This is a genomic window from Levilactobacillus spicheri DSM 15429 (genome assembly GCF_001435095.1).
In the GTDB taxonomy this organism is placed as follows: Bacteria; Bacillota; Bacilli; order Lactobacillales; family Lactobacillaceae; genus Levilactobacillus; species Levilactobacillus spicheri.
The window spans coordinates 20,593-35,658 of sequence record NZ_AZFC01000036.1 but is presented as its reverse complement, the minus strand read 5'-3'; the positions used below and the strand labels follow the sequence as shown (position 1 = coordinate 35,658).

14 protein-coding genes are annotated in these 15,066 nt (G+C 58.4%); 13 read left to right on the top strand and 1 reads right to left on the bottom strand.

Going from position 1 to position 15,066, the window contains the following annotated elements; all coding sequences use genetic code 11:
- The first annotated feature begins 22 nt into the window (after positions 1–22).
- The 7 genes from fmt to FD37_RS11675 all read left to right on the top strand — a co-directional run bounded on the left by fmt (position 23) and on the right by FD37_RS11675 (position 7,422).
- Positions 23–967, top strand: a complete 945-nt coding sequence (gene fmt / locus FD37_RS11705; RefSeq protein WP_056965411.1) for a methionyl-tRNA formyltransferase — start codon at positions 23–25, stop codon at positions 965–967.
- Positions 967–2,310, top strand: a complete 1,344-nt coding sequence (gene rsmB, locus FD37_RS11700) for a 16S rRNA (cytosine(967)-C(5))-methyltransferase RsmB (protein ID WP_056965410.1) — start codon at positions 967–969, stop codon at positions 2,308–2,310. Before fmt ends, rsmB begins: the two co-directional genes overlap by 1 nt.
- A gap of 10 nt (positions 2,311–2,320) precedes the next feature.
- Entirely contained in the window at positions 2,321–3,067 is a 747-nt protein-coding gene (locus tag FD37_RS11695; protein WP_045806705.1) for a Stp1/IreP family PP2C-type Ser/Thr phosphatase, read from the top strand.
- A 1-nt stretch (position 3,068) separates the two neighbouring features.
- On the top strand, positions 3,069–5,102 hold the full coding sequence (pknB, locus tag FD37_RS11690; RefSeq protein ID WP_056965409.1) for a Stk1 family PASTA domain-containing Ser/Thr kinase: 2,034 nt from the start codon (positions 3,069–3,071) through the stop codon (positions 5,100–5,102).
- An 80-nt stretch (positions 5,103–5,182) separates the two neighbouring features.
- On the top strand, positions 5,183–6,079 hold the full coding sequence (rsgA, locus tag FD37_RS11685) for a ribosome small subunit-dependent GTPase A (RefSeq protein WP_056965408.1): 897 nt from the start codon (positions 5,183–5,185) through the stop codon (positions 6,077–6,079).
- A gap of 12 nt (positions 6,080–6,091) precedes the next feature.
- A complete protein-coding gene (gene rpe / locus FD37_RS11680) occupies positions 6,092–6,745 on the top strand; it encodes a ribulose-phosphate 3-epimerase (protein WP_045806702.1) in 654 nt (217 codons plus the stop codon).
- Positions 6,745–7,422: a thiamine diphosphokinase gene (locus FD37_RS11675; RefSeq protein WP_045806701.1), complete on the top strand. Its 678-nt coding sequence runs from the start codon at positions 6,745–6,747 to the stop codon at positions 7,420–7,422. The genes rpe and FD37_RS11675 overlap by 1 nt, the downstream gene beginning before the upstream one ends.
- 703 nt (positions 7,423–8,125) lie before the next feature.
- On the opposite strand, the gene rpmB is transcribed toward FD37_RS11675, so the two are convergent.
- A complete protein-coding gene (gene rpmB, locus FD37_RS11670; RefSeq protein ID WP_045806700.1) occupies positions 8,126–8,311 on the bottom strand; it encodes a 50S ribosomal protein L28 in 186 nt (61 codons plus the stop codon).
- A 233-nt stretch (positions 8,312–8,544) separates the two neighbouring features.
- On the opposite strand from rpmB, the gene FD37_RS11665 reads away from it, so the two are divergent.
- The 6 genes from FD37_RS11665 to rnc all read left to right on the top strand — a co-directional run bounded on the left by FD37_RS11665 (position 8,545) and on the right by rnc (position 15,055).
- The gene (locus FD37_RS11665) at positions 8,545–8,907 is read left to right on the top strand and encodes an Asp23/Gls24 family envelope stress response protein (protein ID WP_045806699.1); all 363 of its coding nucleotides are present in this window, start codon (positions 8,545–8,547) and stop codon (positions 8,905–8,907) included.
- Positions 8,908–8,939: 32 nt separating this feature from the next.
- Positions 8,940–10,643 carry a DAK2 domain-containing protein gene (locus FD37_RS11660; RefSeq protein WP_056965407.1) on the top strand — a complete coding sequence of 568 codons (1,704 nt, stop codon included), beginning with the start codon at positions 8,940–8,942 and terminating at the stop codon, positions 10,641–10,643.
- A 178-nt stretch (positions 10,644–10,821) separates the two neighbouring features.
- Positions 10,822–12,855 (top strand): ATP-dependent DNA helicase RecG, encoded by a 2,034-nt coding sequence (recG, locus tag FD37_RS11655; protein ID WP_056965406.1) that lies wholly within the window; start codon positions 10,822–10,824, stop codon positions 12,853–12,855.
- Between the two features lie 17 nt (positions 12,856–12,872).
- Positions 12,873–13,907, top strand: coding sequence for a phosphate acyltransferase PlsX (gene plsX, locus FD37_RS11650; RefSeq protein WP_056965405.1), 1,035 nt, complete (start codon positions 12,873–12,875; stop codon positions 13,905–13,907).
- 128 nt (positions 13,908–14,035) lie between these two features.
- On the top strand, positions 14,036–14,284 hold the full coding sequence (gene acpP, locus FD37_RS11645) for an acyl carrier protein (protein WP_045806695.1): 249 nt from the start codon (positions 14,036–14,038) through the stop codon (positions 14,282–14,284).
- Between the two features lie 75 nt (positions 14,285–14,359).
- The gene (gene rnc, locus FD37_RS11640) at positions 14,360–15,055 is read left to right on the top strand and encodes a ribonuclease III (RefSeq protein WP_045806694.1); all 696 of its coding nucleotides are present in this window, start codon (positions 14,360–14,362) and stop codon (positions 15,053–15,055) included.
- The last annotated feature ends 11 nt before the right edge of the window (positions 15,056–15,066 follow it).

Sequence of the window (15,066 nt, the reverse complement as noted above, 5' to 3'; positions counted from 1 at the left end):
AAAAAGAAAGTATGGTGCAACGATGACATCAGTTATTTTTATGGGCACGCCGAAATTTTCCGCACCCATCTTACAAAGTTTGATCGACCACGACTATGACGTCCTGGCCGTCGTGACCCAACCGGATCGCCGAGTTGGCCGCAAGCACGTGTTGACCGCCTCACCCGTCAAGGAAGTGGCGGTGGCGAACGGTATCGAGGTCCTGCAGCCCGAAAAGATCGGCGGCAGTCCCGAGATGGCCCGCGCCATCGCGTTGGCCCCGGACCTGATCGTCACGGCCGCCTTCGGGCAGTTCTTGCCGACCAAGTTGTTGAAGGCGGCCAAGGTCGCTGCCGTGAACGTCCACGCCTCGTTACTGCCGAAGTACCGGGGAGGAGCGCCGGTCCACTACGCCATCATGAATGGGGACAAGGAGACCGGGGTGTCCATCATGTTCATGGAAAAGAAGATGGACGCGGGGGACGTCTTGTCCCAGCGGGCCATCCCGATTACGGACCAGGACGACGTGGGCAGCATGTTCGATAAGCTGAGCGTGGTCGGCCGCGACCTGTTGCTGGAGACGCTGCCGAAGTTGTTGGCGGGCGACATCACCCCCGTTAAGCAGGACCCCGCGCAGGTCACCTTCGCCCCGACCATCAAGTCGGACGAGGAACGGGTCGACATCTCGTTGAGTGCCCACTTAGTCGATTGCAAGGTGCGGGCTTTGCGGCCGTTCCCCACGGCCCACGTGTACCTGAACGGTGTCCGGACCAAGCTCTGGCACGTCACGATTTTAGACCAACAGACCGACCTCAAGCCCGGTCAACTGGTGAGCCGCGATAAGCACCACCTCGCGATTGCGACCGGCGACCAGGGAGTTTTGAGTTTAGATGAGATTCAACCGGCTGGGAAGCCCAAGATGAGCATCACGGACTTCCTGAACGGATCAATGGACGCCCTTAAGGTGGGCGAGCAGGTGGTAGAATAATGAGCGAAAATGAAACGGCCCGGTCCCTAGCAGTGGACGCGTTAACGCGTGTCGCCGGGGGGGCTTACTCCAACTTACAATTAGAAAAGATCATCGACCGCAGCAGCCTCAACGACGCTGACCGCCGGTTATTGACCAACTTGGTCTACGGTACGATTCAACACCAGTTAACGTTGGAATACTACCTGGACGCCTTTGTGAAGCCCAACCAAAAGCTGCAGCCCTGGGTCAAGATGACCCTGTTGGTCGCCCTCTACCAGATGCTGTATCTGGACCGGGTCCCGAACTGGGCCATCTTCGACGAGGCCATTCAATTGGCTAAGGAACGGGGCCACGAGGGGATTCGGCGCTTCGTGACGGGGGTCTTGCACGCCGTGGACCGCGAAGGTGTCCCGGACGTCAGCCAAATCGCCGACCCCACGGAACGGTTGAGCGTCACCTATTCGATGCCCCAGTGGCTGGTGACGACCCTGCAGCAACAACTGGGAGAAGCGAAGACGGAAAGCATCCTGAAGACCATCAACCAGCCGGCGGCCCAGTCCGTCCGGGTGAACACGGCGGTAACCACCGTGGACGCGGCCATTCAGGCGTTAGAAGCCGTGGGCTACACGGTCGACGTCAGCACGGTCTCCGGTGACGGGCTGCGGGTGGACGGTCATCCCGCCAACCACAGCGAGTTGTTCGAGAACGGGCAGCTGACCATTCAGGACGAAAGTGCGATGCTTCCCGTGGAGGCCTTGCAGGTCCAACCGGGCGACCAGGTCTTGGATGCCTGTGCGGCGCCCGGGGGAAAGACCACCCAAATCGCGGCGGCCTTGGACCCCCAAGCCGGTGGCCAGGTCACGGCCCTCGATCTGCACGCTAAGAAGGTCAAGCTGATCGCCCAGAACGCGGCGCGGTTACGGGTAGCCGACCGGGTGAACGCCATGGCGTTGGATGCCCGGAAGGTGGACGACGAGTTCGCCGACGACACCTTCGACAAGATTCTGGTCGACGCGCCGTGTTCCGGAATCGGGTTGGTCCGGCGGAAACCGGAGATTCGCTACGACAAGACGCCGGAAGACAGTCAGCACCTGCAAAAGATCCAACTGGCGATTCTGGATGCGGTCAGCAAGAAGTTGAAGCCGCAGGGACTCCTGGTCTACAGCACCTGCACCATCCTCGACACGGAAAATGCCGACGTGGTGGCCAGCTTCTTAAAGACGCACCCGAACTTCGAGGCCGTTCGGGTCACAACGACCCGCAACGTAAAGGCCGACCGGACCACGGACACGCTGTCCATTTATCCGGACGATTTTGATACCGACGGGTTCTTTGTGAGCGCGCTACGGCGGAAGGCGTAGGTGAGACACCATGGAAGTAGCCTTTCGAACGGCGATTGGCAAACAGCGGGAAGATAATCAGGACTACGTCGACGTCTTCACCAATCAGGCGGGGCAACACCTGGCCCTGATCGCGGACGGCATCGGTGGCCACCAGGGCGGCGACGTCGCCAGCGCGATGGCCGTTTCCCACCTGGGCCACGACTTCGAACTGACCGAGTGGGCCACGACCCGCGAGGCCCGGGCCTGGATCAGCCAGCAGATCACGTCGGAGAACCGCTCGATCATCGAGAAGTCCAACCAATTTGCGGACCTGAACGGGATGGGCACCACGCTGGTCGCGGCCGTGTACTTCACCAGTGAGGTCGTCATCGCCAGCATCGGCGACTCCCGGGCGTACCTGTTCCGGGACGGCCAGCTGCGGCAATTGACCGAGGACCATTCCCTGGTGAATGAGCTGGTCAAGCGCGGCGAGATCAGCCGGCAGGCGGCCCGGCACCATCCCCAAAAGAACGTGATCATTCGCTCACTGGGAATCTCCCGCGACGCGAACTTTGATTTGAATACCTATCCGCTGGTCTTAGAGGACCAGCTCCTGTTATGCACGGACGGGCTGACCAACATGGTGGATGATCAGCAGATCACCGCCGTTTTGGCGAGTCACCAGACGCCCACCCAGAAATGCGACCAACTGATCGACCTGGCCAACGCGGCCGGGGGGTTGGACAACATTACGGTTCTTATCGTCACCAACGACGGTCGGAAGGTGGCGAGCTGACATGCGGGCAGGATACACATTAAGTGGGCGCTACCGCATCGTGCGGGCCCTGGGCGAGGGCGGCATGGCCAACGTTTACCTGGCCCACGACCTGATCTTGGACCGGGACGTGTCCGTCAAGCTTCTGCGCCTCGATCTGCGGGACGACCCCAGTACCATGCGGCGGTTCCAGCGCGAGGCGTTGGCCGCGACCGAACTGGTCCACGACAACATCGTGCAGGTCTACGACGTGGGCGAGGAGAACGGCATGCAGTACCTGGTCATGGAGTACGTTGAGGGGACCGACCTCAAGGCGTATATCAAGGAGCACTTCCCGATTCCATACGGCGAGGTGATCCAGATCATGACCCAGATCCTCAACGCCGTGAAGCTGGCTCACGAACACGGCATTATTCACCGGGACCTGAAGCCCCAAAACATCTTGATCGACCAAAACCGCACCGCCAAGATCACGGACTTTGGCATCGCGGTGACCCTGTCGGAAAGCAGCCTGACCCAGACCAACACGGTCTTGGGGTCGGTCCACTACCTGTCACCGGAACAGGCCCGTGGGGGGATGGCGACCAAGCAGTCGGACATCTACTCGCTGGGGATCATTCTCTACGAGATGCTGACGGGGACCGTGCCCTTCGAGGGGGAGACGGCGGTCTCGATTGCTTTGAAACACTACCAGTCGGACATTCCGGCGGTCCGCGACACCGACCCCCGGATTCCCCAGGCACTGGAGAACGTGGTCTTTCGGGCGACCGCTAAACGGCCGCAGGACCGCTACGCGACGGTTGCCGACATGGCGACGGACCTGGCCACCGCCCTCTCACCGAAGCGGGCGGGCGAGGCCCGGTTCACGCCGCAGGGGGATGACGGGGAGACCAAGGTCTTGCCGCTCAGCGCCTTGAGCGATTTAACGGCAATCGCCGATCCGACCAAGACGGCGCAGGCGGCGAGCACGCACCAACCGGTAACGACCAAACCGACCCAGGCGGCCAGTGAAGCGGATAAACCCACGAAGCTGCGGTACCGGGATCGGCACCCACGGCGGCGCAAGTTTATGCTGACGGGGCTGGTCATCTTGATGTTGCTGCTGGGAGCGGCCCTGGGCGTGGCGATCTTTCAACCCCGGATGACCAGTGTGCCGAACGTGGTGGGGGCCCGTCAGGCCAACGCCCAAACGGCCCTGGTCAAGACGCACCTGCAGGTCGGCCGCGTGCACAAGGCGGCCAGCTCGTCGGTCAAGTTACACCGGGTGATCCGGACGGAACCGCGTTCGGGGACCCAGCTGCAGCGCAATACCAAGGTGGACCTGTGGATCAGCACGGGACCCCGGACGTACCGGGTCGCCAACTACCAGGGCGACTCGTACGCGAGCGTGGCGGCTAAGCTGCAGGCCAGCGGGTTTACCGTTCACCGGGAGTCGGTCCACTCGACCAGCGTCCCGGCCGGCCGCATCATCCAGCAGAACGTGACGGCGGGCAAACGGGTCGTGCCCAAGGAGACCACGATGACGTTGACCGTGTCGACGGGGACGCAGACGGTCACGTTAAGCGACCTCACCGACAAGACCAAGGCCCAGGCGCAACGCTATGCGACCGATCACAACCTCAACCTGGCCTTTAGCTACGCCTATTCCAACGACGTGGACAAGGGCAAGGTCATCCGACAGTCGCCGGGTGAGGGCGCCGTGGTCCAGGAGGGGGACGAGATCACGCTGACCCTGTCGCGGGGACCGGAGAGTTCCGGACCCGCGACCGACCAGTTCAGCGTGAAGGTCAAGATCCCGTTCGACAGCAGCGCGTCGAGCACCAGCAGTAGTGACAGCGACGACGAAAGTGCCAGTTCGGCGGCGACGGAGAACCTGGTCCAGATTTATCTGCGTGACCAGGATCACCAATTGAGCTCGGTTTACAAACAGATGACCATCACAAACGATACCACCGTGACCCTGCCGTTTACGGTGGCGCACGGGAAATCCGGGGCGTACAAGATTGTGCGGAACGGAGACGTGATCGGTGAAGATAGTCATGTGACGAAAAATTAAGGAAAAAGCGGGCATTTAGGGCTCAGTTCTTTTATAATAAAAGGGAACTGAGCTTTTTTATTTTGCAAAGGAGGTGCTCCATGGCAGAAGGACAGATTCGTCAGTCGCTCAGCGGCTTTTACGACGTGTTCAGCGACGGCGAGCTCTACCGGACCCGGGCACGCGGAAACTTTCGAAAGAAGCGAATTACGCCCTTAGTGGGGGATCGGGTGCGGTTTGAAAGTTCATCCCCCAAGGAAGGCTATATCCTCGAGATCCTACCGCGCGACAACGCGCTGACCCGCCCACCGGTCGCCAACATTGACCAGGGGGTCGTGGTGACCGCGGTGGCGTCGCCGGAGTTCTCGACGAACCTCTTGGACCGGCAGCTGATCGCCCTCGAGGTGAGCCACATCAAGCCGGTGATCTACTTTACCAAGACCGACCTGATCACGGATGACCGTTATCAGCAGTTCGTGACGCTGGCGGCCGCGTACCGGCAGGTGGGTTACCCCGTGTGCCTCAGTCGTGAACCGTTCGCCCAGGACGGCTTGGACCAGCTGCGCACGTTACTGGCCGACCAGGAAACGGTCATCATGGGCCAGACCGGGGCGGGCAAGTCCACGTTACTGAACCACCTGGTGCCGGACCTGGACCTGGCGACCGGCGAAATCTCGACGGCCCTGAACCGGGGGCGGCACACGACCCGTAAGGTGAGCTTGATGCCGATTGCCGGCGGGCTAGTGGCCGACACGCCGGGGTTCTCGTCTTACGACACCCTGACGATCGACTACCGCGAACTCGGCCAGTATTTCCCCGAATTTCGGGCGCTGGCGAGCCAGTGTCGGTTCCGGGGCTGCGTTCACGTGAACGAACCCGGGTGTGCGGTCAAGGCAGCGTTGGCGGCCGGTGACGTCTTACAGAGCCGGTACGACAACTACTTACAATTACTCACGTTGTTACAGAACCAAAAACCTGTTTATAACAAAAAGAAATGAGGAAGAGAATTTATGATTAAAGTAGCGCCATCAATTTTAAGTGCGGATTACGTCAACTTACAACCAGACATCGAAAAGGTCGACCAAGCGGGGGCGGAAGTGCTCCACATCGACATCATGGACGGTCAATTCGTGCCGGCCTTATCCTACGGTCCCGGCTGGGTCAAGGCGATTCGGCCCATCACGAAGATGGTCTTAGACGTGCACATGATGGTTCAAAACCCTGAACGGTACGTCGACGACTTTGCCAAGGCCGGTGCGGACATCATCGGGGTCCACGTCGAAGCAACGCCCCACATTCACCGGGCCTTACAGATGATTCAAAACGCCGGTGCCACGCCGGAAGTGGTCATCAACCCAGGGACGCCGGTCAGCGCCATCGAACCCGTCTTGGGCATGGTCGGCCAAGTGCTGGTCATGACCGTTAACCCTGGTTTCGGGGGCCAAAAGTTCCTGCACAGCACGGTCGAGAAGATCGCCCAATTGGACGCCATCAAGAAGGCCAAGGGCTACGACTTTGACATCGAAGTCGACGGTGGGGTCAACGACCAGACCGTTGTTGAATGTGCCAACGCCGGTGCGACGGTCGCTGTGGCGGGTTCCTACGTCTTTAACGCGGACGACCCGGCTGCCCGGATCAAGGCTTTGAAGGACGCCACGAAATAATGCCACGGGGCGGAACGTTTAATCTCCTGGTAGGCGGTCCTAAGGCCAACTGGCCCGAATCGTTGGCGGCCCATGAGATTACGGGCCCCTGGATTGGGGTCGATCGGGGGACCCTGCGGTTGATCGATCTGAACATTCAACCGGTCGCGGCGATCGGGGACTTCGACTCCCTGCAGGAGCCGGAGCTGCAGTCGGTGCGCCGAAACGTCAAGGACGTGCGGCAGGCCCAGCCCGAAAAGGACTTTACCGACACCCAGATGGCGGTCATGGTGGCCTTTCGGGACTACCACGCCGAGCAGGTCGACATTTACGGGGCGACGGGCGGGCGGTTGGACCACTTCTTGGCCAACCTGTTCCTGGTCTTAGAACCCCGGTACAAGGCCTACGCGGGCCAGATTCGCCTGATCGACCGGCAGAACACAATCACCTTCTATCTGCCGGGACACTACACGCTCCAGAAGGAAGCCGATAAGAAGTACCTGGCGTTTATCCCGTTGACGCCGATTGACCACCTGAGCCTGTTTGACGAAAAATATCCGCTCCACGACGAACCGATTCCGTACCCGATTTCCTTTGCCAGTAACGAGTTTATTGGCGAGACCGGGACGTTTCAGTTCGACACCGGCTTACTGTGTGTCATTCAAAGCTGTGACACGTACGAAGCCCGGCATGAATAATTAGATAGCGTGACCTAAGAAGGCCGCACACCCCCGTTAAATGGGGGCTGTGCGGCCTTTTGAATTGGGCGGATAGATGGATTGCTTCATTAATAGGTAAATTCAGTTGGACGATTAATGGATTGCTGGGTAGAAGGAGGCTAACCAGCGCTTCACGCCGGCGAGCAAGCCGGCCGAGGTGGGCACGACTCTGGAGCCTCAAAGTACGAGTCTCCAGAGCTCGGCCTTGATGTAGGTGGGCTAAAAACGCCCGCCAACATCAATTTCACCACGGCCAGCAAGTCGCCTCTGTGCCGCTGATCTAGGTGCCATGACATGAGCGATTGCCGTAAATTTCGGGCAGCTTTGGAAAACCGGATGATATTGAGTACGGATAGTGCTAGTTGATTAGAAAACGGTGTTGGCATTGTCTTTTCGTTTTGTCGACTGATGTTTTCCGTGCTAAGTATGTGGAAAAACGCTGACACGCCACTATGACGGCAGTTGAGACGAAATGGCAAGGTGGTCACTAGCGTCACGGCCCAGCTGAGCGGAAGTAATCGGCAACTTTCGTCGATTTTAACGAGCGGGACGCGTGCCGGAGAACATCAAGGGTACCTTGCTCGCCGGCGTGAAGCGAGGACTGATCATACGAAAAAAGACGCTCCCTCAACCGTTGGCTGAAAGCGCGTCTTTTCGTTTATCAATCGAATTTAGTCACTGACTAAACGCGAGTTACCTTACCTGATTTCAAGGTCCGGGTAGAAATCCAAACCTTCTTTGGCTTACCGTCCACTAAGATGCGAACCTTTTGCAAGTTCGGCTTCCAAGCACGACGAGTCGAGTTTAAGGCGTGGGAACGCTTGTTACCGAAGCGCGTCCGCTTACCGTTGATAAAATCCTTTGCCATGGCGTAAACCCTCCTTCATGGATTCATTACTGTTTAAAAAGCAGTGCTTTTTACTCACCTGACTAATTTACCATACTCTTTGACCGAACGCAATATTTTCTTTCAAGTAATTTCCCTTGACACTTAATTACCGCTACTACCCGCTTTCCGGTGTTCCTATTTCTATTTTCGGGTGGGTTGTGGTAAGATTAATTTCTGTTAAGATTCTATTCTTTGACAAGGAGGCTATTTCCATGGCCGTAAAGATTAAGACTCAGTACGGAACAATTGATATTACCAATGAAGTGATTGCGACCGTAGTTGGGGGTGCCGCGACTGATAATTATGGTGTCGTGGGCATGGCAAGCAAGAATCAACTACGCGATAACGTGAACGATATTCTCCGCCGCGAAAACTACGCGCGCGGGGTGGTCGTTCGTCAGGAAGACAACGGCGTCGCCATCGACGTTTACGTGATCGTGAGTTACGGGACCAAGATTTCCGAAGTCTCCCGCAACGTCCAAGCTAAAGTGAAATACAACCTGGAAACAATGCTCGGCGTCACGGCCAACTCGGTCAACGTGATTGTCCAAGGGGTGCGGGTGTTGGCTGACTAGCCAGACGTGCTGAAATCAAGGAGGATACTTAGTTGAAAGTCACAGAAATTACTAATCTTGAGTTTGGTAAGATGGTTCAGGCCGCCTCGCAAAAACTAAACCAAAACGCTGATTTTATTAATTCATTGAACGTGTTTCCCGTGCCCGATGGGGATACCGGGACCAACATGAGCCTGTCACTGCAGAGTGGGGCCAAGTATGAGCGGGATGCAGACACCACCGCTGTGGGGGCCCTGGCTACGGCCTTAGCCAAGGGTCTGCTGATGGGGGCCCGGGGTAACTCCGGGGTCATCCTATCCCAGATTTTTCGGGGCTTCTCCCGCAAGCTGGCGGACAAGCAGACGCTGACGGCCCAAGACCTGGCCGACGGGTTCGCTGCCGGCGCCGAAACGGCCTACAAGGCCGTGATGAAGCCCACGGAAGGGACCATTTTGACGGTCGTGCGTGAAGGGGCCCAAGCGGGATTAAACGCCGCTAAGGACTCGGATGACGTCTTAGCCGTGATGGATGCCGTTTACACGGCGGCCAAGGAAGCCTTGGCGACAACGCCCGACTTACTGCCCGTTTTGAAGCAGGTCGGCGTGGTCGATTCCGGTGGTCAGGGACTGACCTTTGTCCTGGAAGCCTTTGATGACTCCCTGAACGGGCGGGTCGCCGAGACCCAGGATTACCAACCAGACGATGCCGAGATGGACGAAATGATCGATGCGACCCACCACCAAAGCGTGCAGGGCAAGCTGGATCCGAACAGCATCAAGTACGGTTACTGTACCGAAATCATGGTCCGGATCGGCCGGGGCAAGCAGGTGGATCACAAGTTTGACTACGACACCTTCTACAACTACCTGGCTGACCTGGGGGACTCCCTGTTAGTCGTGAACGACGACGAGATCGTGAAGGTCCACGTGCATACCGAACACCCCGGTAAGGTCATTGCCTGGGGACAAGAATTCGGGGACTTGGCCAAGGTCAAGGTCGACAACATGCGGATGCAACAAGAGACGATCATCGAACACGACGAAGAAGAAAATGCCGAGACGCCGGTCGAAAAGGCCGAAGCGAAAGCGCAACAACAACCCGCTGACACGGCCATCATCGCGATCGCCGCGGGTGACGGCTTAGCGACGCTGTTCAAGAGCCTGGGTGTGACCCACGTGGTCAACGGGGGCCAAACCATGAACCCTAGCACGCAGGACATCGTTGACGCGATCAATGACTCGCAAGCTAAGCGGGCCATCGTGTTGCCGAACAACAAGAACATCTTCTTGGCGGCCGAACAAGCGGCTGAGGTCGCGGACATCCCCACGGTCATCGTTCACGCGAAGACCGTTTCGCAAGGGATGACGGCGATGCTGGGCTACAACCCCGACGCCAAGCTGGAAGAGAACCAGGAAGCCATGGAAGACAACCTGGACACGGTCAAGAGTGGTCAGGTGACCCACGCGATTCGGGATACCCAGCTGGATGGGTTTGACATTAAAGAAGGCAACTACATGGGGATCGTGGACGGTACCATCAAGGTGACCGACGCGGATCTCCTGCAGACGGCTGTTGCCACGGTCAAGGCGATGCTCGACGACGATAGTGAAATCGTCACGATCATCTACGGCGCCGACACGACGGCGGAAGTGGCCGATCAGTTACAACAACAGGTCGCGGCCTTAGACGCCGACCTGGAAACAGAAGTTCACGAAGGAGACCAACCGGTTTATCCATTCTTGATTTCGGTGGAATAATGACACAGGCCCGAAAAGATTGGACAACCGTCCAATCTTTTTTTCGCAATTACGAGAGTGGGACATCAGAAGTTCGGAGAATCAAAGTAGCTGAGACTTTTGTCCCAAACGCTTTTGCGATTGCGGGGGGAAGCATCCCCGTGAACAGGGACAAAAATGGTGAAAGGAGGCACGGTCCATGGCGAGTTTAAGTGATTCCGTCGCGAGTCTGAACGGGGTCGGTCCCAAACGGGTCCAGGCCTTGAAGGAACTCGACATTGAAAACGTCAATGATTTGTTGACGTACTTTCCTTTTCGGTACGAAGATCTCCAGGCCAAGGACCCGGCGGAACTGACCGACCAGGCCAAGGTGACGCTCAAGGGCACCGTGGCGGCCGAACCAGTCCTGACGCGGTTCGGGCGGAAGAAGAACCGGCTGAACTTTCGCCTGGTCCTGACCGATCACAACGTCATTCCGGTGACCTTCTTCAACCAACCCTGGTTACGCGACCAGATCGAGGTCGGCCGGGAACTGGTGGTCTACGGGCGGTTCGACGCCAAGCGCCAGAGCATGGCCGGCATGAAGCTGCTGACCAGTGCCAACGGGTCCATGGGGTCGATCTATCCGGCCAATAAGGAGATTCGGCAGGCGACCATCAAGAAGCTGGTGACGGAGGCGTATGACGCCTACGAGCCGGTCATCGTGGACCTGATTCCGGAGACCTTGCGGGACCAATACCGCCTGTTACACCGGCGGCAGATGATCCACGACATGCACTTTCCGGCCGATGCGCAGGCGGCCCAGGCGGCCCGGCGCACGGCCAAGTTCGAGGAGTTTTTCCTCTTCGAATTACGGTTGCAGATCGTGAAGCAGCAAGACCATACCCTTCACGGCCAGGCCCTGACCTACGACTTGCCGGACCTGAAGCGGTTCATTGGCAGTCTGCCGTACGAATTGACGGCCGCCCAGAAAAAGGTGGTCAACGAGATCTGCTTCGACCTGAAGCGACCGATTCACATGAACCGGCTGTTGCAGGGGGACGTGGGGAGCGGCAAGACGGTCGTAGCGGCCATCGCGATGTACGCGGCCATCACGTCGGGGACGCAAGCCGTCCTGATGGCGCCCACGGAAATCCTGGCCGAACAACACGCCAACAACTTGGCGAAGCTCTTCGCGGACTTCCCGGTCAACGTGGCGTTGCTGACCGGGGCGACCAAACCGGCCGCGCGAAAGGTCCTCTTGCCCCAAATCGCCAACGGTGAGGTCAACCTGGTGGTCGGCACCCACGCGCTGATTCAGCCGGACGTGCACTACCACCACCTGGGCTTAGCGGTCATTGACGAGCAACACCGTTTTGGGGTGAACCAACGGCAGGCCTTGCGGCAGAAGGGGGCCCAACCGGACATCTTGGCGATGACCGCCACGCCGATCCCCCGAACCCTGGCCATCACCGCGTACGGGGAAATGGACGTGTCCATTATCAACGAGTTGCCGGCCGGACGCCAGCCGATTCAGACGACCTGGATTCGCAGCAACCAGGAGACCAGCATGCTGCGGGAGGTCAAGGCCGAACTCGCCGCGGGCTCTCAGGCTTACGTGGTCACGCCGCTGATCGAAGAATCCGAGGCGGTGGACATGAAGAACGCCGAGGCCATCTATCAGCGCTTCCAGGAGACGTTCGAGCCCCAGTACAAGGTGGGCTTGCTCCACGGTCGGATGAAAAACGACGAGAAAAACGCCATCATGGACGCGTTCAAGGCCAACGAATTTCAGGTGTTGGTCGCGACCACGGTCATCGAAGTTGGGGTCGACGTGCCCAACGCCACCCTGATGATGATCTACGATGCCGACCACTTTGGCTTGGCCCAGCTGCACCAACTGCGCGGCCGGGTCGGGCGGGGGCAAAAGGCGTCCAAGTGTATCCTGATCGCCGACCCCAAGAACCAGTTGGCCATTGAGCGGATGACCACCATGACCAGCACCACCGACGGGTTCGTCCTGTCCCAAAAGGACCTGGAACTCCGGGGTCCCGGGGACGTCTTGGGCCGTAAGCAGTCCGGGGTGCCCGAGTTCAAGGTCGGGGACCCGGTGGCCGACCTGAACATCTTAAGCACCGCCCAACAGGTGGCTAAGACGATCGTCACGCAGGATGACTGGGCCAGCCAGGACGAGAACCTGCCGGTTGCGGCCTTCTTGACCACGACCGCGCATCAGACCACGACTATGGATTAACAAAGGAGAAAATTACTATGAAAATTGCCGTCGATGCAATGGGTGGCGACTACGCCCCCGACGAGATCGTGAAGGGAATCGAACAGGCTCGCGACGCTTACAGTGACCTAGAATTCCTGCTGTACGGACAACCGGAGAAGGTCCAACCGTTGCTCAAGGACACCACCCGCATCACCCTGGTGCCGGCCACGGAAGTCATCGAGATGGGGGACGAACCCGTCCGCGCCGTCCGCCGCAAGAAGCAGTCCAGTATCGTCTTGGCCGCCAACGCGGTCCGCGACGGGGAGGCGGACGCCTTCTTCTCCGCCGGCAATACCGGGGCCGTCTTAACGGCGGGCCTGCTAATCGTGGGCCGCATCAAGGGCATCGACCGGCCGGGGCTCACGACGACCCTGCCGGTCCTGCGCAAGCCGGACCAGTCCAGCTTCGTGATGCTCGACGTGGGGGCCAACGCGGATACCAAGCCCTTTAACGTGGTGCAGTACGCCATCATGGGGCAACGCTACGCTCAGTCGGTGATGCACGTGCAGAATCCCCGCATCGGCCTGCTGAACAACGGGACCGAGGCGGACAAGGGTGATAAGAATCACCGGGCGATCCACGATACGCTGGCCCAGATGCCGGACCTGAACTTCGTGGGCAACGTGGAGTCCCGGGAACTCTTGAACGGGGCGGCCGACGTGGTGGTCACCGACGGCTTTACCGGCAACGCAACGCTGAAGGCCATCGAAGGCACGGCGCTGTCCATGCTGAAGCTGATCAAGGGTGAGATCATGAGCGGCGGCCTCGGCGGCAAGCTGGGGGCCAGCCTTTTACGGCCGGTCTTCCATAACGTGCGGGACGCCATGGACTATTCCCAGTATGGCGGAGCGGTTCTGCTCGGTTTGAAGGCGCCGGTCGTGAAGACCCACGGCTCGACCAAGGCGGAGACGGTCAAGAACACGATCGGCCAGATCCGCGAGTTGCTGGCCACTGACAGTTCCAAGCAACTGGTCGATTACTTCAGCGAACACGCCGATCAAATGGCGGCGTTGAAGGAAGCCCTGAAGTAAGGACGGGGAGCGTGTCAAGCACGGACGGGGGATTCCTGTGGGGGCCCCGATTCAGATGATAATGTGCTAGACAAGGCCCCGCAAAACGGCTAAACTTACTATTGAATACTGTGAGCGAGGGATAGCAAATGACGAGAGCAGAAATTTTTGATAAAATTGCTGATATCATCGCCGATCGATTTGAAGTCGACCGCGCGGGGATCAATGAGCAACTCAATTTTAAGCAGGACCTGGACGCCGATTCAATCGACTTTGTTGAATTCGTTCTGGAACTGGAAGACACGTTTGGTGCCGAGATTTCCGACGAAGACGCCGAAAAGTTGAACACCATTGGTGAAGTGGTTGACTACATTGTCGCCCATCAAGCACAAAAATAGTTACTGAAGCGAGTCCGGGCCGCAACCTTTCGTCCCGGGCTTTTTCAATCTAAACGCAGAAATGAGGAATCGTACGTGATTGCTGGATTAAATCAGGAGTTAGCGGATCGCTTTGGGATTCATATCAAGGACCAATCGTTACTCGACGAGGCCTTTACCCAGGCGTCATACGTCAATGAACACCCGAACCAGGGCTTGAAATTTTACGAACGCATCGAGTTCTTAGGGGATGCCGTGATGCAGTTGGTCGTCTCCAACTACATTTATCGCCGTTACCCCCAGATGCCCCAGGGCCGCTTGACCCGGTTACGGGCCGCGATGGTCAACGAGAATAGTTTTGCTAGTTTTGCGCGTGAGTGTCACTTCGACCAGTACATCCGACTGGGCAAGGGTGAGGAAAAGGCGCAAGCACGGCAACGCGATTCGCTGTTATGTGATATTTTTGAGTCCTTTATCGGGGCCCTGTACCTCGATCAGGGGCTGGACGCCGTGGTCAAGTTCGTGACGCAGGTGGTCTTCCCCAAGCTCGACGAGGGTCGCTTCGACGAATTCTTCGACCACAAGACGGAGCTTCAAGAATTGGTCCAACAACACGGGGCCGTCAGCATCGACTACCGGTTGCTGGACGAACAGGGCCCGGACAATGATCTGGCCTTTAAGGTGGCCGTGTACGTGAACGACAAGCTGTTAGGCGAGGGCACGGGCCATTCGAAGAAACACGCGGAACAAAACGCCGCCCGGCACGCGCTGGAAAATTTGAAAGCAGAGTAAGGATGACGAAC